The sequence below is a fragment of the Nocardioides zeae genome (genome assembly GCF_030818655.1).
Taxonomy (GTDB): domain Bacteria; phylum Actinomycetota; class Actinomycetes; order Propionibacteriales; family Nocardioidaceae; genus Nocardioides; species Nocardioides zeae_A.
Map to the genome: position 1 here is coordinate 4,045,344 of NZ_JAUTAN010000001.1, position 23,949 is coordinate 4,069,292.

Consider the following 23,949-nt stretch of genomic DNA (forward strand, 5'->3'; position numbering starts at 1 on the left):
GTCACACTGGCCGTCGGAACCGCGGAGCACCGCTCCGCCCCCGCAGGACACCCACGCAGACCAGGAGCCGCCCCATGAGTCAGTTCGGTGCCGACAGGTTCACGACCCGCGCCCGCGAGGCGATCGAGGTCGCCCAGGTCGCCGCCACCACCGCCGGCAACACCTCCACCGAGCCCGTCCACCTGCTCGTCGCCCTCCTCGGGGGCGGACCGGGCCGGGCCGAGCAGGAGGGCATCGTGCGGAGCGTCGTCACCGCCTCCGGTGTCGACCCCGCGACGCTGCTCGGCGCCGCGCAGGCGGCCGTGGCCGCGCTCCCGCGGGCCTCGGGTGCGACCGTGCAGCAGCCCGGTGCCTCGCCCGCGCTCACCCGCGTGCTCGCCAAGGGCATCGACCTCGCGGCCGCGATGAAGGACGACTACGTCGCCTCCGAGCACCTGCTCGTGGCGCTCGCCTCGGTCGAGAGCAGCGCGCAGAAGGTGCTGACCGACGCCGGCTTGACGATGCAGGGCCTCTCGGAGCAGCTCGTCACGGTCCGTGGGTCGCGCCGGGTCACCAGCCAGGACGCGGAGTCGACGTACGAGGCCCTCGAGAAGTACTCCGTCGACCTCACCGCCGCTGCGGAGGAGGGCCGGCTCGACCCGGTCATCGGCCGCGACGCCGAGATCCGCCGCGTCATCCAGGTGCTGAGCCGGCGCACCAAGAACAACCCGGTGCTCATCGGCGAGCCCGGCGTCGGCAAGACCGCCGTCGTGGAGGGCCTCGCCCAGCGCGTCGTCGACGGCGACGTGCCCGACTCCCTCAAGGGACGGCGCGTGCTCAGCCTCGACCTCGCGGCGATGGTCGCGGGCGCGAAGTACCGCGGCGAGTTCGAGGAGCGCCTCAAGGCCGTGCTCGAGGAGATCAAGGACGCCGGCGGACAGGTCATCACCTTCATCGACGAGCTGCACACGGTCGTCGGCGCGGGTGCCGGCGGCGAGGGCGCGATGGACGCCGGCAACATGCTCAAGCCCATGCTGGCCCGCGGCGAGCTGCACATGGTCGGCGCGACGACGCTCGACGAGTACCGCGAGCACGTCGAGAAGGACCCGGCCCTCGAGCGCCGCTTCCAGCAGGTGTTCGTCGGCGAGCCCAGCGTCCCCGACACGATCCAGATCCTGCGCGGCATCCAGGAGAAGTACGAGGCCCACCACGGCGTCCGCATCACCGACGCCGCGCTGGTCGCCGCCGCGACGCTGAGCCACCGCTACATCACCGGCCGGCAGCTGCCCGACAAGGCGATCGACCTCATCGACGAGGCCGCCTCGCGCCTGCGGATGGAGCACGAGTCGTCCCCGGAGGAGGTGGACCAGCTCCGCCGCCTGGTCGACCGGCTGAAGATGGAGCAGTTCGCGCTCGAGAAGGAGCACGACGACGCCTCCGTCGAGCGGCTCGCCGCGCTCCGCTCCGACCTCGCCGACCGCGAGGAGGAGCTGCGGGCGCTGGAGTCGCGCTGGGAGCGCGAGCGGGCGTCCCTCGAGGGCGAGGGCGAGCTGCGTCGCCAGCTCGACCAGCTGCGGGTTGAAACGGAGCGGCTTGAGCGCGACAGCCTGGCGCTGCCCGAGGGCGAGGACAAGTACGCCGTGCTGCAGCAGCGGTACGAGGTGCAGCAGCAGGTCCGGGACATGGAGGCCAGGCTCGCCAGCCTCTCCCAGGCTCCGCGCATGGAGAAGGACCAGGAGCCGCTCGTCGGCGACGAGGTCGGTCCCGCGCAGATCGCGGACGTCGTGGAGGCCTGGACGGGCATCCCGACCGGTCGCCTCCTCGAGGGCGAGGGCTCGAAGCTGCTCCGCATGGAGGAGGTCATCGGCGAGCGCCTCATCGGGCAGCGGGAGGCCGTGACGGCGGTGAGCGACGCCGTACGGCGCTCGCGGGCCGGCATCGCCGACCCCGACCGCCCCACGGGCTCGTTCCTCTTCCTGGGTCCGACGGGCACGGGCAAGACGGAGCTGGCGAAGGCGCTCGCGGACTTCCTGTTCGACGACGAGCGGGCGATCGTGCGGATCGACATGAGCGAGTACGCCGAGAAGCACTCCGTCGCGCGGCTCGTCGGGGCGCCGCCCGGCTACGTCGGGTACGACGAGGGCGGTCAGCTCACCGAGGCGGTGCGCCGTCGGCCCTACTCCGTCGTGCTGCTGGACGAGGTCGAGAAGGCGCACCCCGAGGTCTTCGACATCCTGCTGCAGGTGCTCGACGACGGTCGTCTCACCGACGGGCAGGGTCGCACGGTCGACTTCCGGAACACCCTGCTCATCCTGACGTCGAACCTGGGCGCGACGTACCTCATCGACCCGATCCTGGCGCCCGAGCAGAAGCGCGAGCTCGTGCTCGCGGAGGTGCGGTCGCGGTTCAAGCCGGAGTTCCTCAACCGGCTCGACGAGGTCGTGCTCTTCGACGCGCTGACGATGGAGGCGCTGCGCAGCATCGTCGACATCCAGCTCCGCCTGCTCGAGGAGCGCCTCGCGGCGCGGCGGATCTCGGTGGAGGTGACCGACGCGGCGAAGGAGTGGCTGGCGGACACGGGCTTCGACCCGGCCTACGGCGCCCGGCCGCTGCGCCGGCTCATCCAGTCGGCGATCGGCGACCCGCTGGCGCGGATGCTCATCGGCGGCGAGGTCGGCGACGGCGGCACCGTCCGGGTCGACCACCCCGAGGGCAGCGACGCCCTGGAGCTGAGCGTCGTCTGATCGGGCGCTGACCCCCTCTGCGCGGTCGTGGTGCGAGCCCTGCACTTTCCGCAGGCCTCGCACCACGACCCGGGGGCGTTGGTCGCGCATGGTGGAATGAACGGGTGACCTCAGGAGCATCCGAGCGCCGCCCGCCCCAGGTGACCTTCGCCGGATGGCTGGTGGTCGGTGGGTCCGTCTTCGTGCTGCTCGGGGCCTTCGAGGCCATGTCGTCGCTGCGCACGCTCGAGACCCGCGCCATGATCGAGCAGTTCCTCGACGAGCCGCCGGGCAGCTCCCTGGGCATCGGCGTGGAGCGGGCCCGGGAGCTCCGTCGCATCGCGATCTTCGTGCTGGCCGTCTGCGCGACGGTCGCCGCGATCCTCGGCGTCTTCGCGCTCCGCCGCGACAAGGGCGCCCGCATCGGGCTCACGGTCGTGGCGCCACCGCTGTTCCTGGCGGGCTCCGTCGCCGGCGGCTTCGCCTCCGCGGTGGTGACGGTCTCCATCGTCATGCTGTGGTTCGAACCGGCGCGCAGCTGGTTCGCCCGCCGCCCCCTCCCCGAGCGCTTCCGGGTGCCGCGGGAGGGAAGCGCCCGCGTCGACCGGCCCGCCCGACCGGACAGCACGGGCGGCACCGGCGGCCCGGACCGCTCGGCCCTCGGGGGCGGCACCCCGCCGCCGTACGACGCGCAGCCGCCCACCGACGGCCCCGTGCAGCAGCCGTGGGGGCGCTCGACGGGAGGCTCGACGTACCCGACCTACCCGCCGCACCGGCTCGACGAGCCGGAGCAGCCCGCCGGCTCGCCGTACGCGCCGGGCTCGCCGTACGCGCCCGGTTCGCCCTCCGCGCAGCCCGCGGCGTACCACGGCTTCGGGGAGACCCACGGCGGTCCGGTGCCGGGGCAGGCACCGTGGGCGGCCGCCCCGACGCGGCGCCCCGGCGCGGTCATGGCGGCGGCGCTCGCGACGTGGATCGCGTCCGGTCTCCTGGCGGTGCTGATGCTCGTGCAGGCCGCGGTCGTGCTCGCCTCGCCCGACCTGCTCATGGACGAGGTGCGGCGCACGCAGCCCGAGCTGCTCGACCAGGGCGTGACGGAGGGCTACCTCGTCGGCGCGACGATCGGCATGGTCGGCTTCGTCGTGGTGTGGTGCGTGGTCGCCTGCGTGCTGGCGGTGTTCACGCTGCGCGGTCGCGGCTGGGCGCGCGTGCTGCTGCTGGTCTCCGCCGGGGTCGCGGGTGGCATCTGCCTCCTCGGCACGCTGCTCGCCCCGCCCCTGATCGTCGGGGTCCCGGCCACCGCCATCGCCGTCGTCGCCCTGCTGCGGCGCGAGGTGGCCGCGTGGTTCGCGGCCCAGGACCGGTCGCGGCGCGCATGAGCGGCTACGGCGGGCCGTCGCCGTCCGACCCCGCCTGGAGCTGGCAGGCCGCGCCCGGTGCCACGGGCAACCCCTACGGCATCCCCGACCACCGTCCGCCGCGGCCGGGGTCGGTCATCGCGGCGGGTGTGATCACGATGGTCTGCTCGATCGGGGTCGCCCTCAGCGCCGGCACGGTGGCCGCCCTCGGTGCGCTCATCTCGCTCAGCGGCTTCACCGCCGAGGACACCGGCGGCATGGGCGACGCCTTCGGCGTGGCCTTCGGGATCTTCGCCGCCGTCGCCGCGGCCTTCACCGCTTGGGCCGTGGCGGCCTTCGTGCTCGGGATCCTCGTCATCCGCGGGTCCGGCGTCGCGCGCTGGATGCTCGCCGTGAGCTCCGTGCTCGTCACGCTCCTCATGCTGGGCGCGGCGATCATCGTCGCCGACGTGGAGTCGCTCGTCGTGACCGTCCCGGGGATCGTCCTGCCGCTGCTCGTCGTGGCGCTCCTCTTCCTGCCGGGCACGACGCCGTGGTTCGCCCACGGCGGCGGCTCCGGGCAGCTCATCACGACCGCGCCCGGCTACGGCGCCGGCCAGGTGGCGGGCTCGCCGTACGCGCCGGGGAGCCCCTACGGGCCGCCGGCGCAGGGGTACGGCGCGGGTGGACCGGCGCCGTACGCCCCGCCACGACCCCAGGCTGGGCCCGACCTCCGGAAGCCGCCCCCGGGGCCGGAGGCGCCGCGCTGATCGGTGCTCCGCCACAGCGGGACGTCATGCGTTGCGGCGGTTGGGGGCTGCGGCTCGCATGACGTCAGCGAGGGGGTGCGGGGTGTCCACCGGCCGGGGGCGCGGAAGTGTGCGGCTGGGGCGGTTCCGGCTGGCTCCGACCTGTCCCAGGCGCACAGTCCCGAGGTGGCTCAGTCCGCTGCGCCGAGGTGGACCAGACGCGTCCCGTCCGCGGCCCACAGGTCGAGCGTCGTCGGTGATCCCGACCAGCGCACCGCCGCCACGAACTCCTCGACCAGCTCGCCGCTGCGGTCGCAGGCTCCGCCGCGCGCCGTCCCGGGCTCGAAGGCGAACGTGCCGTCGTCCGCCGCCTCGTAGGTGCCCACGAGGCCGGCGCACCCGGCCGGGCTGCTGACCCGGCCGTCGGCGACGGCGAGCTCGATCCGGGTGCCGTCGCCGAGGGCGGTCACGAAGGCCCGCTCGGGGAAGTGGACCCGGCTGAGCTCCACCAGCGTCGTACCGTCCCCTGCCTGCAGCACCAGCTCGTCACCGTCGCGCACGGCGGCGGACCTGGTGTCGACGAGGGTCTGTCCGAGCCGGCTGCCGCACCCGACGAGCGTGGTGAACACGCGCTCGAAGCGGAGCGCGCCGTCGTCGCCGCGGACGACCTCGCCGCCGGTCGAGTTGCAGACGTCGACGCCGCTGGCGACGTCGCCGGCGATCGTGATCCGTGCGTCGCCGGCGTGGGGCAGCACTTCGCCCGCGACGCGCTCCACGATCCAGGTGCCGTCGACGGCGGCGCTCGTCTCCGCGTCGGCCCCCGTACGGCGCAGCTCCACCACCGTCGCCCCTGCGGCGTCCCGGAGGTGGAGCGTGTCGGGATCGAGGAGGACGGCACTCGTCACCTCCTGGAGCGCCCCGATGACGCTCGTGTGGGGGACGCAGCCGATCAGCGTGGAGCCGAAGGAGTCGAGTCGGAGCTCGCCCGGTTGCCCCCACGTGACATCGGCGAAGAACGAGTTGCACCCGTCGCTGCCCGTCGCGTCCCCGTTCTCGTCCAGGGTCACGTAGGCACGCTGCTCGGCGGCGTCGGCACGGGACAGACCGTCGAAGGCGACGACGTCCCACGAGCCGTGGGCCGTCTCGGCGGTCGCCGGGGTTTCCTCCGGCGTCGCTGCCGGAGAGCTCGTCGCCGCGGGATCGTCCGCGTCCCTGCTGCCGTCGCCGCCGTTCGCGACCGCTAGCGACAACCCGCCGCCGAGCAGCACCACAGTCGCCGCCACGACCCCGCCGACCAGCAGTCGCCGGCGGCGAACAGGCTCGTCCATCGATCACTCCTCCGCACGCGCGAACCAGCGCGACCCCTCGACCACGCTCGCCACCAGACGCGTCGTACCCCCGCGGAGGTTCCCGACCTATGCCCGCAGCTCCGCGGCGCGCAGCCGTCGGATGCCCTCGACGACGACGTCCTCGTCCTTGCAGAACGCCCACCGCACGAGGTGCCGGCCCGCGTCGCCGGTGAAGAACCCCTGCAGCGGGATCGCGACGACGCCGGCGCGCTCGGGCAGGGCGGCGCAGAAGGCGGCGCCGTCGGTCCAGCCGAGGTCCTCGACGTCGGTGACGGTGAAGTAGGTGCCCTCGGAGACCCGCGGGGCGAGCCCGGCCTCGGTGAGCCCGGCGATCATCAGGTCCCGCCGCCCCTGCAGCTCGGCCGCGAGGGCGAGCGGGAAGTCCGCCTCGTGGTCGAGGGCGTGCGCGGCGGCGGGCTGCAGCGGCGAGCCTGAGGTGAAGGTCGTCCACTGCTTGACGGCGAGCACGGCGTCGACGAGGTGGGCCGGCCCGGTCGCCCAGCCGACCTTCCAGCCGGTGAGCGACCAGGACTTGCCGAGGCTGGACAGGGTCAGGGTCCGCTCGGCCATCCCGGGGAACGTCGCGATCGGCCGGTGCCGTCGCCCGTCGAAGACGAGGTGCTCGTAGACCTCGTCGGTCACCACGACCACGTCGTGGCGCACGGCCAGCTCCGCGACGACGGCCAGCTCCTCGTCGGTCAGCACGGTGCCGGTCGGGTTGTGCGGGGTGTTGAGGAGGAGGAGGCGGGTGCCGTCGTGCACGGCCGCCCGCAGGGCCTCGACGTCGAGCCGGAACGACGGGGCCGGGAGCGTCACGGGCCTCGGCACCGCGCCGGCCATCTGCAGCATCGCGGGGTAGGAGTCGTAGGAGGGCTCGAGCAGCACGACCTCGTCGCCGGGGTCGACGAGCCCGAGCACCGCGCTGGCGATGCCCTCCGTCGCGCCCGTGGTGACGACCACCTGGGTCTCGGGATCGAGGTCGATGCCGTGGTGCCGGGCCTGGTGGCGGGCCACGGCCTCGCGCAGCGCGGGGACGCCGCGGCCGGGCGCGTACTGGTTCCGACCCTCCAGCAGCGCCGCCCGCGCCCGTTCGAGCACCGAGGCGGGGCCGTCGGTGTCGGGGAAGCCCTGGCCGAGGTTCACCGCGCCCGTCCGCATCGCGAGGGCGGACATGGCGGAGAAGATCGTGGGCGGGATGCCGTCCAGGCGCCGAGCGGTCAGCGGATCGGCTCCGGCGGCTCGTCCCCCCGGTCCGGGCGTGGGTCCAGCGGGTCCGCGCCGTCGGGGTCGAGACCGGAGAGGTCGTCGGGCGCCTTCTCCGAGGGGTCCGACGGATCCCGCGTCGGCTCCGGGTCCGCGGCGGGGCCGCGTGGGCGCCGTACCTTCTTGTTGAGGTCCCACAGGAAGTCAGGGTCGTCGTCCGGCCCCATCGGCCGCGCCGGGCCGGGTCGCGCGGGCGAGCCACCGCCGGGGCGGCGCTTCTCGAGGGCGCGCACGAGCAGGTAGACGCCGATCGCGATGACGGCGAGCACGAGCGCGAACTTCAGCACCCCTTCACTGTAGCCAGCCCCCGGGCACGCCCCGGGTCCACCGCGACGACCACGACGGCGACGACCCTCGTTACCCTGGGCCCGTGAAGCAGTTCGTCACCTACACGCTCATGCGGCTCGCGCTCTTCGTCGTCGTGTACGCCGTGGTGCTCGGCGTGTGGACGCTCGTCTTCGGCTCCGGTCCGCTCATCCAGCTGCCGCCGCTCATCATCGCGATGCTGATCTCCGGCATCGTCGCCTTTGTGCTGCTCGACGAGCAGCGCGAGGCCTTCGCGGAGCGCGTCGACGCCCGCGCGAAGCGCGTCTCGAGCAGCTACGAGAAGTCGCGCAGCCGCGAGGACGAGGACGAGGTCTGAGGCTCGTGCCCGGGCTGGTCAGCCACCACGACCCGCACCACCGGCGCTGGCTGGCCGAGGCGGTCCGTCGCGTCGAGGCCGATGCCAACCGCTCGGCCGACACCCACCTCCACCAGTTCCCGCTGCCCGTCGCCTGGGACGTCGACCTCTACCTCAAGGACGAGTCGGTCCACCCCACGGGCTCGCTGAAGCACCGCCTGGCGCGCTCGCTGTTCCTCTACGCGCTCGTGAACGGCTGGGTGCGTGAGGGCACGACCGTCATCGAGGCGTCCTCGGGCTCGACGGCCGTCTCGGAGGCCTACTTCGCGCGCCTCCTCGGCCTGCCCTTCGTCGCCGTGATGCCCCGCTCCACGTCGCCGGAGAAGGTCGCGCTCATCGAGTTCCACGGCGGGCGCTGCCACTTCGTGGACGAGCCGGGCGCCGTGTACGACGAGGCCCGCCGCCTCGCCACCGACCTCGACGCCGCGACGGCCGCGGGCGGGCACTACATGGACCAGTTCACCTACGCCGAGCGGGCGACCGACTGGCGCGGCAACAACAACATCGCGGACTCGATCTTCTCCCAGCTCGAGCTGGAGCGGCACCCGGTGCCCGCGTGGGTGGTCGTCGGTGCCGGCACGGGCGGCACGTCGGCCACCATCGGGCGCTACGTGCGCTACCGGCGCCACGACACCCAGGTGCTCGTCACCGATCCCGAGGGGTCCGCCTTCGCGGGCGGGTACGCCGCGGGCGACGCCTCCCACACCGTCGCGACGCGCTCCCGGATCGAGGGCATCGGCCGGCCGCGGGTCGAGCCGTCGTTCGTGCCGGGCGTGGTCGACGCGATGCTGACGGTGCCCGACGCGGCGTCCGTGGCCGCGGCGCGCTGGTGCACCCGCGTCACGGGACGCGCCGCAGGCGGGTCGACGGGCACGGCGCTGTGGGGCGCGGTCACGGTGCTCGCGCAGATGCGCGCCGAGGGCCGGGCCGGCTCGGTCGTCACGCTGCTCTGCGACGGCGGGGAGCGCTACGCCGCGACGTACTACGACGACGACTGGGTGGCCGCGCAGGGCCTCGACATCGCGCCGTACACCGCCGCGCTCGAGGCGTTCGTCGCGACGGGGACCTGGCAGCCGCCGGGGGGCTGAGCTCCTCGTCGTGTAACGCGGTGTCCGGGCTACTGTGCAAGCGGTAGACCGCCGTCATGGACGCACCTACACCGCACAAGACGCCAGAACCCTTCCATGGTGGCCCGGACACCGCGTTACAGCGCGGCCCCGGCCGGACCGGCCGGACCCGCCAGCGCCCCCAGCGCCCCTCAGCGCCGCTTGCGCTGCTCGAGGTGCCCGCGGATGCGGGTCTCCGACTGGCCGAGCACCTTCGCGAGGAGCTGGACGCGGAAGACGTAGGCGAGCACGCCGCCGACGAGGAGCAGGCAGAAGATCGCGAACCACATGGCGCCCAGGGTGCCTCGGCGGCGGGCTCCGAAACCAGGGGCGGGTCAGGAACCGACGAGGAAGCCCGCGAACAGCCCGACACCGGCGAGCAGCTCGGCGACGCCGGTGCGCGCGAGCACCGGGATGAGCGCCGGCCCGCGGGCGCCGCGCATGACGATGCCGGCCGCGCCGGCCGCCGGGGGCACGAAGACGAGCGACAGCAGCACCCACGGCGTGGTGAGCACCGCGATGGCGACGAAGTCCGCGCCGGCGCCGGCGACGAGCAGCACGTAGAACCAGCGGGTGCGCTGCTCCCCGAGCCGCACGGCCAGGGTGCGCTTGCCCGCCACGGTGTCGGTGGGCACGTCGCGCAGGTTGTTGGCGACGAGGATGGCGCAGGCGAGCGCGCCGATGCCCGCGCCGGCGTAGAGGCTCGGCGGCAGGGTCTCGCTCGTGAACGCACCGACCTGCACGAACGTCGTGCCGACGGTCGCGACGAGGCCGAAGAAGACGAACACCATGACCTCGCCGAGGCCGAGGTAGCCGTAGGGGTGCGACCCGCCCGTGTAGAACCAGGCCGCCACCACGCAGACCACGCCGGCGGCGACGAGCCACCAGGCGGTCGTGGCGGCGAGCACGAGGCCCGCGACGCCGGCCACGCCGAACGCGGCGAAGGCCGCGGTCTTCACCGCGGTGGGCGACGCGAGGCCGGAGCCGACCAGGCGCAGCGGTCCGACGCGGGTCGTCGTCGGTGCCGCGGATGCCGTCGGAGTAGTCGTTCGCGTAGTTCACCCCCACCTGCAGCGCGAGCGCGACGACCGCGGCGAGCAGCGCCTTGCCGACGTGCAGCGCGTCCCCGTACGCCGCGACCCCGGTGCCGGCGAGCACCGGTGCGATGGCCGCGGGCAGGGTGCGGGGACGGGCTCCGGCGACCCAGTGGGCCGCGGTGGCGCGGGTCGGCGGGGGGACGGCGGTGGACATGGTCGCTGATCCTCCCACCGGGTCCGGTCGGTAACCTGCACCGGTGCCCTCCTCCGCCCTCCGTCCGGTGCACGGCAGCGCCGCGGAGGTCGTCGGGGCCGTGGCCGCCTGGCTCGCCGCCGACCCCGAGCCCGACCCGCTGGTCGTCGAGACCTCCGGCTCGACGGGCCGCCCCAAGCGCGTGCGGCTCTCCCGCCGGGCGGTGCTCGCCTCGGGCGCCGCGACGGCGGAGGTGCTCGGCGCGAGCGGCCAGTGGCTGCTGGCGCTGCCCGCGACGTACGTCGCCGGCGTGCAGGTCGTCGCCCGCTCCCTGACCGCCGGCCACCGCCCCGTGCTGCTCGACGACCACGCCGACCTCGCGGCTGCCGCCGCGGCGATGACGCCGGGGGTGCCGCACCTCGTCTCCCTCGTGCCGACCCAGCTGCTGCGCCTGCTCGACGACCCCGCCGCGACGGCCGCGCTCCGCGGCTTCCACACGGTGCTCCTCGGCGGCGGACCGATCGACCCGGCCCTCCGCGAGCGGGCCGAGGGTGCCGGGGTGCGCGTCGTCGCGACGTACGGCTCGGCGGAGACGGCCGGCGGCTGCGTGTACGACGGGTGGCCGCTCCCCGGCGTACGCCTGCGGACCGACGCCGCGACCGGGCGGCTGGAGGTGGCCGGCCCGACGCTGTTCGACGGCTACGACGGTGACCCCGAGCTGACCGCCGACGTGCTGCGCGACGGGTGGTTCCGCACGTCGGACGCGGCGCGGCTCGACGCCGACGGGCGGCTCACGCTGCTCGGCCGGCTCGACGACATGGTGGTCTCCGGGGGCGTCAACGTGCCCACCCCCGCGGTCGCCCGCCGCCTGCGCGCCCACCCCGACGTGGCCGAGGCGGAGGTGCTCGGCGTGCCCGACGAGGAGTGGGGGCAGGCGGTCGTCGCCTTCGTGGTGCCGCGGGCGGGCGCCTCGCCGGACCCGGCGGCACTGCGGGCCTGGGTCGTCGCCGAGCACCCCCGCACCTGGGCGCCGCGCCGCGTGCTCGTGCTCGACGCGATCCCCCTGCTGCCCAACGGCAAGACCGACCGGGTGCGCCTGCGTGAGGGGGCCGCGCGATGAGGCTGCACGTCGTGGCGCTGCCGCTGCACACGCGGTTCCGCGGCCTGACGGTGCGCGAGCTGGCGCTCGTGGAGACGGAGACCGGGACCGGCGCCGGGTGGGGGGAGTGGTCGCCGTTCACGGAGTACGACGCCGCGGTCTCCGCGCCCTGGCTCGCCTGCGCGCTCGAGGCGGCGGCCGGTGACTGGCCGACCCCCGTGCGCGACGCGGTGCCCGTCAACGTCACCGTGCCCGCCTGCGACCCGGAGACCGCGCACCGCATCGTCGCCGCCGGCGGGTGCCGCACCGCGAAGGTGAAGGTGGCGGAGCGCGGCCAGGTGCTCGCCGACGACCTCGCGCGGGTCGAGGCCGTGCGCGCCGCGCTCGACGCGGAGGGCCCCGGCGGGCTCGTGCGCATCGACGTCAACGGCGGCTGGTCGGTCGACGAGGCGGTGCGCGCCATCCCGCTGCTGGACCGGGCGGCCGGGGGGCTGGAGTACGTCGAGCAGCCGTGCGCGACGGTCGAGGAGCTGGCCGCGGTACGGCGCCGCGTCGACGTGCCGATCGCCGCCGACGAGTCGATCCGGCGGGCCGCCGACCCCTACCGCGTGCGGGACCTCGAGGCCGCCGACATCGCCGTGCTCAAGGTGCAGCCCCTCGGCGGGGTCGCCGCCTGCCTGCGGATCGCCGAGGACATCGGCCTGCCCGTCGTGGTGTCGTCCGCGCTGGAGTCGTCGGTCGGCATCGCGGCCGGCGTCGCCCTCGCCGCGGCGCTGCCGGAGCTGCCGCACGCCTGCGGCCTCGCCACGGTGCAGCTGTTCGAGGCGGACGTGGTCGTCGACCCGCTGGTGCCCGTCGACGGCCTGCTGCCGGTGCGGCCGGTCGTGCCGGATCCCGCGCTGCTGGCGCGGCACGCGGCGCCCGCCGACCGGGTGGCCTGGTGGACGGAGCGGCTGGAGACGACCCGCGCTGCCCGGGGACCGGAGGCGCGCGCATGACGGAGCCCACCGCCGTACGCCTCGCCCGCGGCGTCGTCGCCGCCCTCCTGCGGGCCGGCATCACCGAGGTCGTGCTCGCGCCCGGTTCGCGCAACGCGCCGCTGGCCTTCGCGGTGTGGGACGCCGCGCGCGCCGGGCGGCTGCGGCTGCACACCCGGATCGACGAGCGCACCGCCGGCTTCCTGGCCCTCGGGCTGACCCGGGTCGGGGCGCGGGCCGCGGTGGTCTGCACCTCGGGCACCGCCGTCGCCAACCTGCACCCCGCGGTGCTGGAGGCCGCCCACAGCGCCGTGCCCCTCGTCGTCGTCAGCGCCGACCGCCCCGCCTCGCTGCGGGGTACCGGCGCATCGCAGACCACCGACCAGGTGCGGATGTTCGGCGACGCGGCCGCCTTCGTGGACGTCGCGGAGGAGGTGGAGCTGCCGGCGCTGGACGCCCTGCTCGCTCCCGGGGCCGGCAGCCCGGGGCCGCTGCAGCTCAACGTGCAGCTCTCCGGCGCGCTCGTGCCGGTCGATCCCTGGCCCGCCGCGGACATCCCGTCCGCGAGCCCGCCCGACGGTCCGCGGATCGCCGGCTCCCGGGCGGCGGACGTCTACCGGGCCCGGCTGGCCGAGGGTGCCGCCCACGTGCTGCCCGCCGGACCCCGCACCGTCGTCGTCGCCGGCGACGACGCCGGCCCCCCGGCCCGGATGCTCGCCGAGGCCGCCGGCTGGCCGCTGCTGGCGGAGCCGAGCTCGGGGGCGCGCACGGGGCCGAACGCGCTGCGCTGCTACCGCCTGCTGCTCGACACCGACCTCGGCGCCCAGGTGGAGCGGGTCGTCGTGGTGGGCCACCCCACCCTGTCGCGTCCGATCACGCGGCTCGTCGAGCGCGCGGACGTCGAGGTCGTCTCCGTGCGGCACGCCGGCCGCTGGGCCCGGCGCCCGTTCCCCGTCGCGGCGGAGCACGACGCGGTGGCGGCGCCGGACTTGCCCTCTCCCGCCGACGCGGCCTGGTTGGCCGCCTGGCAGGAGGCCGACCGGGCCGCGGCGCGACGCGTCGACGCGCTCGTGGCGGCGGAGGGCGAGCCGACGCCGTACGAGGTCGCCGGCACCGTCGCCCGCGCCCTGCCCGCCGGGGGACTGCTCGTCGTCGGCGCCTCGAGCCCGATCCGCGACCTCGACCTCATGGGCGTCGTGCCCCCCGCCGGACAGCGACGGCTCGTGCTCGCCAACCGCGGGCTCGCGGGCATCGACGGCACCGTGTCGACGGCCATCGGCGCCGCGCTGGGGCGCCCGCACTCGACGCGTGCGCTGGCGCTGGTGGGCGACGTGACGTTCCTCCACGACCACGGCGGGCTCGTGCTCGGGCCCCGCGAGGAGCAGCCCGACCTCACGATCGTCGTCGTCAACGACGACGGCGGCTCGATCTTCGCGATGCTGGAGCAGGGCGACCCGGCCCACGCCGACGCCTTCGACACCCTCTTCGGCACGCCCCACGGCGTCGACCTGGCGAGCCTGTGCGCCGCGACGCGCACCCCCCACTGGCGCGTCGAGTCCGTCGCCGAGCTCGAGCACGCCCTCGCGTCGCCGGCGGGTGGGGTGGAGGTCGTCGAGGTGCGGGTACGCCGCGACAACCGCCGCGCGCTCGACACCGCGCTGCGTGGGTTGGGTGCCTGAGACGCTCGTCGTCCTCAGCCGGGCTGCGTCGCCTCGTGGGGCGGCCAGACGACGGTGAACCGCTCGAAGACGATGTCCTGGTCCTCGGACCACGTGGCGCCGCGGGCGGTACTGACCCGCGTCCAGTAGCGACGGTGCTCGCGCTGCCAGCTCGCCAGGCTGAGGTCGTCCTCGCCCTCCTCGGCGGCGAACGCAGCGTCGGCGCTCGTGAACGGACCCACCCGCAGCTCGGTGGTGCGCAGCACCGCCCGGGGGAAGCCGCCGCCGTCGCAGGCGATCCAGTGCGAGCCGATGCGGGGGAGCCCCTCTCCGCGGGCGAGGAAGTCGGCGACGAGCTCCGCGGTGGCGCGCTTCCGGCCCGACAGCACGAGCCCGAGCAGCTCGTCGGCGAGGCGCGCGGAGTCGCCGAAGTGCTCGACCGTGTGGTCGGGACAGGCACTGACGGCCTCCGGGTACGCCGCCGCGTACGCCGCCCACATCTCCGCCGCCGCCTCCCGGTCGGGGGCGCTGGCCGGGGTGCGGGGGGCGTCGGGCGCGGTCACGGGGTGATGCTCGCAGGCGTCTCGTCCGCGACGAGGTGGAGGGAGGCATGCTGCGCCGCCCGGCCACGGGGTGTGGGCGGGCGGCGGGTGGTGCTGGTCCTCAGGTCTCGTCGGGTGGTGTCCAGGGTCGGGTGCCGTCGCGGTCGACGAGGTAGGTCTGACCGTGGGGGCTGGTCCAGATGAGGGCGTTCGGTGGTTCGCCGTTGTCTGGGTGGGTGGGGCGGTAGGTCCAGCGTCTGCCGGTGCGGAGCTCGCGGTGGGTCTTCATGCGGTGGTGGCGTCGGCAGAGCGGGAAGAGGTTGGTCGTCGAGGTCTGGCCTCGTGGGCCGTTGTCGTCGTAGGCGCGGCAGTGGTCGAGGTCAGCGGTGCGGGAGCTGCGGGTGCAGTAGGGGAAGACGCAGCGGGGCCAGCGGGCTCTGACGTGGTCGGCGATGCGGTCCGGTGGGCTGTAGCCGTTCACGGCGTCGTCGAGGTTGAGGTCGATGATCGGCCTGATCGTGACGGTCGTGTCGGGGCTGGCGCACCAGGTCTGGACCTGCTCGACCGTCACCGCTCCACGCGGTGCGCCGGGGGTGTCGAGGCGGGCCAGGTCGATCCCGGTGGTGCCGGTGCAGGCGTCGATCCCCGGGCCGAATCCGTTGAGGGTGCCGGTGATCGCGGCTTGGTCGAGATGGACGAACAGCACGACCTCGCGCCGCGCCCGCTGGACCGGGCGTTGATCGCTCTCGGCGGACTCGTCGGCCGTGGCGTAGTCGAGGGTCGTGACGCCGTCGCAGCGTCGCGCGATCTCACCGAGGGCGATGGAGCGTCGTACGTCGAGGTCCTGATCGCACCCCAGGTCGACGAGGTGCCGGGCCACGTGCGCGACCGTCCGCTCGAGGTCGAGCGCGTCGGCAAGGTCGAGGGTGCCGTGGACGTCCACGGTGCCGCGCAGCGTGCCCGTGAGCGGGTCGGCGTAGTCCACGTCGCCGAGCTCGATGCTCAGGTGCCGTCCGCCGTCGGCCTCGGCCCGCTCGGCCTCGGTGGTCTCGGGGTCGAACCGCGCCGCAGCCTCGGCCACGAGCCGATCGACCTCGGGGCCGGTGGCCTTGTGCGCGACGTACGCGATGTGCCTGTCGACGAAGCTCGCCGCCTCGAACGTCAGCGTGCGCGTGGTCTGGGCGATCCGTCGTCCTCGCCAGACGTCGACCTCACCGGCAGCGATCCGGGCGTGGACACGCGGGAGCCGGTAGCGCAGCTCGACCGCATCCCCGACCAACCGCCGTGCGGCGTCGAACGAACAGCCACGGGCGGCGGCGACCTCGCCGATGCAGAACTCCGCCACCACCGGCGCCCCGGGGCCGCCGAGCTCGAGGAACTGATCCCCCGCCAGGGCCTCGGCGTCTCGTTCGTAGTGCCACTCACCCAGCACCGTGATCGGATCACCCACGACCTCCTCAGAGGTGTGCGCAGAAGCCCAGTCACCCACCGCCACGAACGCAGCCGCCTCCGCCACGCGAGCCGCCGTCGCGCGCTCGCGGACCGCGTCGATCAACGCGGTCGCTGTGGTGTGGGTCCCCCGATCCATGACCCCACTCTAGTCGAACACGCATTCGATCACCACCTCTTGGTGGTGACCTGTGGATGACCGACCCCCGCTGGCGCCGAGTTGTCACGTACGCAGCGACGACTCCCCGCCCCGCACCACGGCGTACATGACAACTCGACGCACCCGCCGCGCCGTCCGACCCAACTCGACGTCCCCGCCGCGGCGTTCAACCCACCTCGACGCCCACGCCGCGCCGTATAACCCACCTCGACGCGCCCGCCGCGCCGTCCAACCCAACTCGACGCGCCCCGTCAGTGCTCGGTGTGGAGCCGGGTTGTTCACTGGAGGGGTCGTGGGGAGCGCCCCCGCGACGTGCACCTCAGGAGAGAAACCTTGCCGCAGACCGTCGACGCCCTGGTCACCCCTGGCGCTGGCCAGCCGTTCGAGCGCTCCACCATCCAGCGCCGCGACCCCGGCCCGCACGACGTCGTCATCGACATCCACTACGCCGGCATCTGCCACTCCGACATCCACACCGCCCGCGAGGAGTGGGGTCCGGCGTCGTTCCCCCTCACCCCCGGCCACGAGATCGCCGGTGTCGTCGCGGCCGTCGGTGACTCCGTGACAACCCACGCCGTCGGCGACCGGGTCGGGGTCGGCTGCTTCGTCGACTCGTGCCGCGAGTGCGAGAACTGCAAGGCGGGGGAGGAGCAGTACTGCCTCCGCGGGGAGGTCGGCACCTACAACGCGCAGACCTACGACGGCGAGCAGACCCAGGGCGGCTACTCGCGCTCGATCGTCGTCGACGAGAACTACGTGCTCCGGATCCCCGAGGGCGTCGAGCTCGACGTCGCCGCCCCGCTGCTGTGCGCGGGCATCACGCTCTACTCGCCCTTGCACCACTGGGGGGCCGGCCCGGGCAAGCGCGTCGCCATCGTCGGCATGGGCGGCCTCGGCCACATGGGCGTGAAGATCGCGTCCGCCCTCGGTGCCGAGGTCACGGTGCTCAGCCAGACGCTCAGCAAGGAGGAGGACGGCCGCCGTCTCGGCGCCGACCACTTCTACGCGACGTCGGACAAGGACACCTTCAAGAAGCTCCGGGGCCACTTCGACCTCATCGTCAACACGGTGTCGGCGAACCTGCCCCTCGACCGCTACCTGTCGATGCTGCGGCTCGACGGCGCGATGGTGAACGTGGGCCTGCCCGAGGAGCCGGAGAACTTCCGCCCGTTCTCGCTCGCCGGCATGCGCCGCACCCTCGCCGGCTCGAAGATCGGTGGCATCCGCGAGACCCAGGAGATGCTCGACTTCTGCGCCGAGCACGGCCTGGGCGCCGAGATCGAGAAGATCACCGTGGACGACGTCAACGAGGCCTGGGAGCGCGTCATCGCCTCCGACGTGCGCTACCGCTTCGTCATCGACATCGCCTCGTTCGACAAGTGAGCACGCTCCACTAGCACGACCGGGAGCCAGGCCGCGGCCGCGCGCGGGTTTGCCCCGCGCGCGGTCGGGGCACCCGGGTCCGGGTGAGCGAGCCGCAGCTTCCACCGTTCTTCCGACCGCTGCGCGAGCGCCTGCCCGACGTCGACATCGTCGTGCTGCCGCCGCCGGCGCCTCGTGCCGAGCCCGTGCCGCTCCCGGCGCCGGCGGACGAGGTCGCGCGGCGTACCGCGGCTTGGGTGCGCGAGCTCTGGGACGGGTTCGGCGCCCCGGAGCCGTCCACGACGACGGTGCGCTGGACCCCGGGCGGGTCGCGCGGCGCGGTCGCCCTCGAGGTGCTGCTCGTCGCCACCCCCGTCGACACGACCGCCGCGCTGGCGGTGCTCGTCGCCGCCGCCGACTCCCTCCGTGTGCCCGGCGCCCTCGCGTGGCACGTGCTCACGCCGCCGACGGGTCTGGCCCGCGTCCAGGCGAGTGCCGAGACCGCGGGCGTGCGCTACGCCGCCGACCTCGTCCACGTGCCCGCCCGTGACCGGCTCTTCCTGCGGCTCACGGTCGGCGACCACGAGGTGGGCCCGGAGACCGCCGCGAGCCTGGCCGCGACCCCCGACGCCCGCGAGGGGGTGCGCGGGGAGTGACCGCCGAGTGGGACGACATCTACACCCCCGCCGCCTGGTGGGGCGAGCTGGACACCACCATGCAGGGGGTGCGCACCCGGCTCGGCGACCTCGCGGTCACGGCGTTCGGTGAGTCGGTGCGGCCGGCGGCCACGACGTTCGTCGAGGCCTGGCGGGGGTACGCCGACGAGAGCGTCGAGATCTGCGCAGGCGTCGCCGAGGCGCTGACGACGATGGCCGTCGACGTCGACCGCACCGACTCCGAGGTCGCCCAGGCCTTCGACGGTCTCGATGGCTCGATCGGGGAGGCGCTGTGACCACGATCCGGGTCGACCAGCCGGTCCCGGCGGCGACGTCCGACCTCGACGAGCTGACGGGGGACCCGGGCCAGGCCGACGCGTTCGGCCGTGACCTCTCCTCCATCGCCGTCCAGGGTTTCGAGGTCGTCGCGGAGCGCGCGCTGACGGCGCCCGTGGTGGCGTGGTTCGGGGAGTCGCGCGTCGCCTACGACGAGAAGGCGACCCAGATCGCGAACCAGCACCGCACCCTCACGGAGAACCTGCAGGCCGTGGCGCGCACCTGCTTCGCCTACGCCGACACGCTCGCCGACCTGAAGTGGGAGCGCGACGGCCTGGTGAGCACCCACCAGCACCTCGTCGCGACGCGCCAGACGCTGCTGAACGACATCACGGCGGCCGCCGACGAGACCGAACCGCTCGTCGTGCGCACCCTGCAGGACCGGGCGACCGAGCTCAACGGCGCCATCGCGACCTTCCAGACCGACTACGCGGACTGGCAGCAGCGCGTGACCGCCAACGAGACCCTCATGCGGGACGCGTTCACGCGGCTCGACGAGGTCGAGGAGGTGACGGCGCCGGCCATCGTCGACCCGATCGCGGCCGGCGCGATGGACCTGCCGGGCGCCCCGGGGAGCGGGGCGACGCCCGAGCAGGTCCGCGACTGGTGGAACGACCTCGACGCCGCGCAGCAGGAGGCGGTCATCGCGGCGTACCCCGACGTCATCGGCTCCGCCGACGGCATCCCGGCGGACGGGCGGGACCAGGCCAACCGGGTGTCGCTCGACGCCGACCTCGCCGATCTCGAGGCCCAGGACGCCATCGGCGCGCTCAACGAGGACGAGCGCCGGCACCTCGCGAACGCTGAGGCGACGCGCACGGCGCTGCAGAACGCGGACTCCTACGTCGACCCCACGACCGACGAGGCGCCGGGGGGCCAGCTGTGGCTCTACGACCCGACCGCCCACGGCGGCGACGGCGCCGTGGCGATCGGCGTCGGCGACCTCGACACCGCCGACCACATCGCCGCCCGCGTGCCGGGCATCACGACCGACCAGGAGGATGCGCCCACCCTCATGCAGGAGGCGATCAACACCTACCAGTCGACGGTCTACAACGGCGTCGACGGCACGGTGGCGTCGATGTTCTGGTTGGGGTACGACGCGCCCGACGCCTTCTACTCGCCGGCGACGCTGAGCCAGGGACGCGCGGAGGAGGGAGCCGAGGCCTTCGCCGACGACATCGCGGGCCTCCGGGCGAGCCGCGACCCCGACCTCGGCCCCGCCCACCTGACGGCGATCGGGCACTCCTACGGCTCGACCACCACCGCCCTCGCGGCCTCCGAGCACGACCTCGACGCCGACGACGTCGTGCTGCTGGGCAGCCCGGGCGCCGGCCTCCAGAACCCGACGGCCGAGTCGCTCGGCATCGAGGGCGACGTCTACGTCGGGCGCAACAGCCGCGACGTCGTCGGCGTCCTCGGTGGGGAGGGTGCGATCCACAGCCCCGCGGCCCAGCTCGGCTTCGATCCCTCCACCGACGACTTCGGCGCGATCCGCTTCGAGGCGGAGGACCCCAGTCGCAGCTGGCACCGCGGCGTCGCGCAGCACGGGCTCTACTTCGCCAACGACAGCGAGTCGCTCTACAACATCGGTCGCGTGGTGGCCGGCGACGGGGACGCGGTCAACGAGGCCGAGCACTCCTACGACCCGTGGTGGACCACCCCGGTCGATCCCGAGTGGGACCGTGACCCGACGAGCGACGAGTCGGGGCGGTCCGACACGCAGGAGGACGAGTGAACGGCGGCTGCCTAGGGTGGGCGCATGGCTCAGGTGTGGATGGACTACGACCGCTCCGAGGTGGAGGAGGTCGTCGGGCCGTTGCCCGACGGGCTGACCTACGCGCGCTACGACGGTGAGCACGAACCCGACGGCATCGAGCAGGTCGAGTTCTATGTGCCGCCGTACTTCGGCCCCGTTGACCCCGCCCTCGTCGGCCGCATGCCCGCGCTGAAGGTCGTGCAGGCGCCCAGTGCGGGCGTCGACCACCTGCTCCCGCACGTCCCCGCCGACGTCGCCCTGTGCCGCGCCGCGGGGGTCCACGACCCCGGTACGGCGGAGCTCGCCCTCGGCCTGCTGCTGGCGGCCCAGCGCGACTTCCCGCGCTGGTTCGCCCAGCAGCAGCGCCGCGAGTGGGACCAGTTCAACGGCGGCCCCTCCGTCGCTGACCGCCGGGTGCTGATCATCGGCTACGGCTCGATCGGCCAGGCCATCCACCGCCGCCTCGACGGGTTCGAGTGCGACGTCGTGCCGGTGGCGACGACCGCCCGCACCGGTCCGTACGGCGCGGTCCACGGCGTCGACGAGCTGCCGTCCCTGCTGCCGGGGGCGGACGCGGTCATCATCGTGACGCCGCTGACGCCGGCCACGGAGGGCCTCGTGGACGCCGCGTTCCTCGCAGCGCTGCCGGACGGCGCGCTCCTCGTGAACGTCGGCCGCGGCAAGGTCGTCGACACCGACGCGCTGCTGGCCGAGGTGAGGTCGGGGCGTCTTCGCGCGGCGCTCGACGTCGTCGACCCCGAGCCCCTGCCCGCCGACCACCCGCTGTGGAACGCGCCCGGCGTGATCATCACGCCGCACGTCGCCGGCGGCACGACGGCCATGCGGCCCCGGCTGTTCCGGATCATCGAGGAGAACCTCCGCCGGTACGTCGCCGGCGAGCCCCCGGTGCACGCGGTGGAGCGCTAGGCGCGTCGAGTTGGGTTGGACGGCGCGGCAGGCGCGTCGAGTTGGGTTGGACGGCGCGGCAGGCGCGTCGAGTTGGGTCGGACGGCGCGGTGCGGGGCGTCGAGTTGTCATGTACGCCGTGGTGCGGGCGGGGACTCGTTGCTGCGTACGTGACAATTCGACGCCGGCCTCGGATCGGTCATCCACAGGTCACCACCAAGAGGTGGTGACCGAACGCGTGTTCGACTAGAGTGGGGCCATGGATCGGGGGACCCAACACACGGCGGCGACGGCGGCGACTGCGTTGATCGACGCGGTCCGCGAGCGCACGACTGCGGCTCGTGTCGCGGAGGCGGCTGCCTTCGTCGCGGTGGGTGACTGGGCTGCGGCGCACACCTCTGAGGAGGTCGTGGGGGATCCGATCACGGCATTAGGTGAGTGGCACGAGGAGTCCTACGTCGAGGCTCTGGCCGGGGATCAGTTCCTCGAGCTGGGTGGGCCGGGTGCGCCGGTGGTGGCGGAGTTCTGCATCGGCGAGGTGGCGGCCGCCCGAGGGTGCTCGTTCGACGCCGCGCGACGGTTGGTGGGGGACGCGATCGAGCTGCGCTACCGCCTGCCCCGTGTCCAGGCCCGGATCGCCGCGGGCGAGGTCGATGTCTGGCGGGGACGGCGGGTCGCTCAGGCGACACGGACGCTGACGTTCGAGGCGGCGGGTTTCGTGGACCGGCACGTGGCGTACGTCGCGGGCAAGGCCACCGGTCCCGAGGTCGACCGGCTCGTGGCCGAGGCCGCGGCGCGGTTCGACCCCGAGACCACCGAGGCCGAGCGGGCCGAGGCTGACGGGGGCCGGCACCTGACGATCGAGCTGGGCGACGTGGGCTACGCAGATCCGTTGACCGGGACACTGCGCGGGACCGTGGACGTCCACGGGACCCTCGAGCTGGCCGACGCCCTCGATCTGGAACGCACGGTCGCGCACGTGGCCCGGCAGCTGGTCGACCTGGGCTGCGATCAGGACCTCGACGTCCGCCGCTCCATCGCCCTCGGTGAGATCGCGCGACGCTGCGACGGTGTCACGACGCTCCAGTACGACGCTGCCAGCGGGCCTGATGGCGACGAGACCCATCCGGTCCAGCGGGCCCGGCGCGAGGTCGTGCTGTTCGTCCATCTCGACCAAGCCGCGATCACCGGCACCCTCAACGGATTCGGCCCGGGGATCGACGCCTGCACCGGCACGACCGGCATCGACCTCGCCCGCCTCGACACCCCGGGCGCACCCCGCGGGGCCGTGACCGCGGAGCAGGTCCAGACCTGGTGCGCCAGCCCCGACACCACCGTCACGATCAAGCCCGTCATCGACCTCAACCTCGACGACGCCGTCAACGGCTACACCCCACCGGACCGCATCGCCGACCACGTCAAAGCCCGCTGGCCCCGCTGCGTCTTCCCCTACTGCACCCGCTCATCGAGAACCGCCGACCTCGACCACTGCCGCGCCTACGACGACAACGGCCCACCCGGCCAGACCTCGACCAAGAACCTGTACCCGCTCTGCCGACGCCACCACCGCATGAAGACCCACCGCGAGCTCCGCACCGGCAGACGCTGGACCTACCGCCCCACCCATCCAGATAACGGCGAACCACCGAACGCCCTCATCTGGACCAGCCCCCACGGTCAGACCTACCTCGTCGACCCCGACGGCACCCACCCCTGGCCACCCGACACGACCTAGCCGCCGCACCGCCGCCCGTCCCCACCCCGTGGCCGGGCGGCGCAGCATGCTCGAAGGTCCGGGGTCAGCGCCGCCCGAACCGCTCCCGCAACCGCCTCCACAGCCCGGGCCGCGGCATCTCCGCGCGCGTCCAGACCCCGCCCTCCTCCGCCCGGAATGCCTCGACACCCGCGGGCAGGTCGAGCACCTCGAGCAGCGCGGGATCGTGCTCCGCCATCCGGCCCAGGAACCCCAGCGCGATCCCGTCGTCGCCTGCCGCCTCGCCCGCGTGCAGCCCGCCGCAGAGCAGCTGCCAGCTGCCGTCGTGGTCGTGGACGACGTCGAGGACGGGCGCTTCGCCGGTCTGCACCCGCCGGCACAGGTAGGCCTTCGTCCCGTAGGCGACCCCGGGCAGGACCTCGTGGACGTGCTCGACCCACGGACGCCGGGGGAGGGCCCCCACGTCGGGGACCGGCCCGGCGACCACCGCCGACGACCCCTGGTCGCCGAACGTCTCGTACTCCCACGGCCACCGGTGGTCGCGCCCGGTCACGACGAGCTGCACCGCCGCCACGTCCCCGCCGGCCACGCCCACCGCCATGCCGAGGTCGTCGTCGACCCGGTCGGCGGGGAAGGGAACCAACGCGACCTCGTAGGGGCCTCCGAAGAACCCCTCGACCACCACCGGCTCGTCGAACCGCTCGACCCCGTCGACCACCCGGAACGCGAGGTCGTTGAGCATGAACTTCGCCGACTCCTGGTCCGGTCCGAACAGCACGATCTCGGGATGCCCGAGCTCGTGCAGGCCGACGGTGTAGGTCCAGCCCGGTCCCTCCTCGTCCTCGTGCACGTGGATGAGGAAGACGCCGTGCGACCGCACCTGGGCCCGGATGTCGTCGATGAAGTCGTTCAC

General features: G+C 74.2%; 21 protein-coding genes and 1 pseudogene. 14 read left to right on the forward strand and 8 right to left on the reverse strand.

Translation table 11 applies throughout. The features are described from left to right. Window positions 1-74: 74 nt before the first annotated feature. From QE405_RS19150 to QE405_RS19160, 3 genes are all read left to right on the forward strand, one after another. Window positions 75-2,723: an ATP-dependent Clp protease ATP-binding subunit gene (locus tag QE405_RS19150; protein WP_307204242.1), complete on the forward strand. Its 2,649-nt coding sequence runs from the start codon at window positions 75-77 to the stop codon at window positions 2,721-2,723. A gap of 104 nt (window positions 2,724-2,827) precedes the next feature. Continuing rightward, a complete protein-coding gene (locus QE405_RS19155) occupies window positions 2,828-4,081 on the forward strand; it encodes a hypothetical protein (protein ID WP_307204244.1) in 1,254 nt (417 codons plus the stop codon). After that, the gene (locus QE405_RS19160) at window positions 4,078-4,809 is read left to right on the forward strand and encodes a hypothetical protein (RefSeq protein ID WP_307204246.1); all 732 of its coding nucleotides are present in this window, start codon (window positions 4,078-4,080) and stop codon (window positions 4,807-4,809) included. The genes QE405_RS19155 and QE405_RS19160 overlap by 4 nt, the downstream gene beginning before the upstream one ends. 170 nt (window positions 4,810-4,979) lie before the next feature. Here the strand turns inward: QE405_RS19160 and QE405_RS19165 are convergent, their stop codons facing one another. The 3 genes from QE405_RS19165 to QE405_RS19175 all read right to left on the reverse strand — a co-directional run bounded on the left by QE405_RS19165 (window position 4,980) and on the right by QE405_RS19175 (window position 7,687). After that, window positions 4,980-6,116: an META domain-containing protein gene (locus tag QE405_RS19165; RefSeq protein WP_307204248.1), complete on the reverse strand. Its 1,137-nt coding sequence runs from the start codon at window positions 6,114-6,116 to the stop codon at window positions 4,980-4,982. A gap of 87 nt (window positions 6,117-6,203) precedes the next feature. After that, on the reverse strand, window positions 6,204-7,310 hold the full coding sequence (locus tag QE405_RS19170) for an aminotransferase class I/II-fold pyridoxal phosphate-dependent enzyme (RefSeq protein ID WP_307204250.1): 1,107 nt from the start codon (window positions 7,308-7,310) through the stop codon (window positions 6,204-6,206). Between the two features lie 44 nt (window positions 7,311-7,354). Beyond that, on the reverse strand, window positions 7,355-7,687 hold the full coding sequence (locus QE405_RS19175) for a hypothetical protein (protein WP_307204252.1): 333 nt from the start codon (window positions 7,685-7,687) through the stop codon (window positions 7,355-7,357). 83 nt (window positions 7,688-7,770) lie between these two features. Here QE405_RS19175 and QE405_RS19180 point away from each other — a divergent pair, with 83 nt between their 5' ends. After that, window positions 7,771-8,043: a DUF4229 domain-containing protein gene (locus QE405_RS19180; RefSeq protein ID WP_307204254.1), complete on the forward strand. Its 273-nt coding sequence runs from the start codon at window positions 7,771-7,773 to the stop codon at window positions 8,041-8,043. Between the two features lie 5 nt (window positions 8,044-8,048). Beyond that, complete coding sequence (locus QE405_RS19185; protein WP_307204256.1) at window positions 8,049-9,170, forward strand: PLP-dependent cysteine synthase family protein; 1,122 nt, start codon at window positions 8,049-8,051, stop codon at window positions 9,168-9,170. A 170-nt stretch (window positions 9,171-9,340) separates the two neighbouring features. On the opposite strand, the gene QE405_RS19190 is transcribed toward QE405_RS19185, so the two are convergent. Together QE405_RS19190 and QE405_RS19195 are read right to left on the reverse strand one after the other, a co-directional pair. After that, window positions 9,341-9,478: a hypothetical protein gene (locus QE405_RS19190; protein ID WP_307204258.1), complete on the reverse strand. Its 138-nt coding sequence runs from the start codon at window positions 9,476-9,478 to the stop codon at window positions 9,341-9,343. Between the two features lie 45 nt (window positions 9,479-9,523). Next, window positions 9,524-10,439: pseudogene (locus QE405_RS19195) on the reverse strand (1,4-dihydroxy-2-naphthoate polyprenyltransferase). 43 nt (window positions 10,440-10,482) lie between these two features. Here QE405_RS19195 and QE405_RS19200 point away from each other — a divergent pair. The 3 genes from QE405_RS19200 to menD are packed head-to-tail and all read left to right on the forward strand — an operon-like array spanning window position 10,483 to window position 14,173. After that, complete coding sequence (locus QE405_RS19200) at window positions 10,483-11,538, forward strand: AMP-binding protein (RefSeq protein WP_307204260.1); 1,056 nt, start codon at window positions 10,483-10,485, stop codon at window positions 11,536-11,538. Next, window positions 11,535-12,515, forward strand: coding sequence for an o-succinylbenzoate synthase (locus QE405_RS19205; protein WP_307204263.1), 981 nt, complete (start codon window positions 11,535-11,537; stop codon window positions 12,513-12,515). The genes QE405_RS19200 and QE405_RS19205 overlap by 4 nt, the downstream gene beginning before the upstream one ends. Further along, entirely contained in the window at window positions 12,512-14,173 is a 1,662-nt protein-coding gene (menD, locus tag QE405_RS19210) for a 2-succinyl-5-enolpyruvyl-6-hydroxy-3-cyclohexene-1-carboxylic-acid synthase (RefSeq protein WP_307204264.1), read from the forward strand. Before QE405_RS19205 ends, menD begins: the two co-directional genes overlap by 4 nt. Before the next feature lie 14 nt (window positions 14,174-14,187). Here the strand turns inward: menD and QE405_RS19215 are convergent, their stop codons facing one another. Together QE405_RS19215 and QE405_RS19220 are read right to left on the reverse strand one after the other, a co-directional pair. Beyond that, on the reverse strand, window positions 14,188-14,715 hold the full coding sequence (locus tag QE405_RS19215) for an ASCH domain-containing protein (RefSeq protein ID WP_307204267.1): 528 nt from the start codon (window positions 14,713-14,715) through the stop codon (window positions 14,188-14,190). Window positions 14,716-14,815: 100 nt separating this feature from the next. Then, window positions 14,816-16,282, reverse strand: coding sequence for an HNH endonuclease signature motif containing protein (locus QE405_RS19220; RefSeq protein ID WP_307204268.1), 1,467 nt, complete (start codon window positions 16,280-16,282; stop codon window positions 14,816-14,818). 354 nt (window positions 16,283-16,636) lie between these two features. Here QE405_RS19220 and QE405_RS19225 point away from each other — a divergent pair, with 354 nt between their 5' ends. From QE405_RS19225 to QE405_RS19250, 6 genes are all read left to right on the forward strand, one after another. Next, on the forward strand, window positions 16,637-17,686 hold the full coding sequence (locus tag QE405_RS19225; RefSeq protein ID WP_307204270.1) for an NAD(P)-dependent alcohol dehydrogenase: 1,050 nt from the start codon (window positions 16,637-16,639) through the stop codon (window positions 17,684-17,686). Window positions 17,687-17,769: 83 nt separating this feature from the next. After that, window positions 17,770-18,321 carry a hypothetical protein gene (locus tag QE405_RS19230; RefSeq protein ID WP_307204272.1) on the forward strand — a complete coding sequence of 184 codons (552 nt, stop codon included), beginning with the start codon at window positions 17,770-17,772 and terminating at the stop codon, window positions 18,319-18,321. Then, entirely contained in the window at window positions 18,318-18,617 is a 300-nt protein-coding gene (locus QE405_RS19235; protein WP_307204274.1) for a hypothetical protein, read from the forward strand. The genes QE405_RS19230 and QE405_RS19235 overlap by 4 nt, the downstream gene beginning before the upstream one ends. Then, window positions 18,614-20,395 carry an alpha/beta hydrolase gene (locus tag QE405_RS19240; RefSeq protein WP_307204276.1) on the forward strand — a complete coding sequence of 594 codons (1,782 nt, stop codon included), beginning with the start codon at window positions 18,614-18,616 and terminating at the stop codon, window positions 20,393-20,395. The genes QE405_RS19235 and QE405_RS19240 overlap by 4 nt, the downstream gene beginning before the upstream one ends. A gap of 24 nt (window positions 20,396-20,419) precedes the next feature. Continuing rightward, window positions 20,420-21,343, forward strand: a complete 924-nt coding sequence (locus tag QE405_RS19245) for a 2-hydroxyacid dehydrogenase (protein WP_307204278.1) — start codon at window positions 20,420-20,422, stop codon at window positions 21,341-21,343. A 238-nt stretch (window positions 21,344-21,581) separates the two neighbouring features. After that, window positions 21,582-23,057 carry an HNH endonuclease signature motif containing protein gene (locus QE405_RS19250; protein WP_307204280.1) on the forward strand — a complete coding sequence of 492 codons (1,476 nt, stop codon included), beginning with the start codon at window positions 21,582-21,584 and terminating at the stop codon, window positions 23,055-23,057. Window positions 23,058-23,121: 64 nt separating this feature from the next. Here the strand turns inward: QE405_RS19250 and QE405_RS19255 are convergent, their stop codons facing one another. After that, window positions 23,122-23,949 (reverse strand): DUF4262 domain-containing protein, encoded by an 828-nt coding sequence (locus QE405_RS19255; protein WP_307204282.1) that lies wholly within the window; start codon window positions 23,947-23,949, stop codon window positions 23,122-23,124.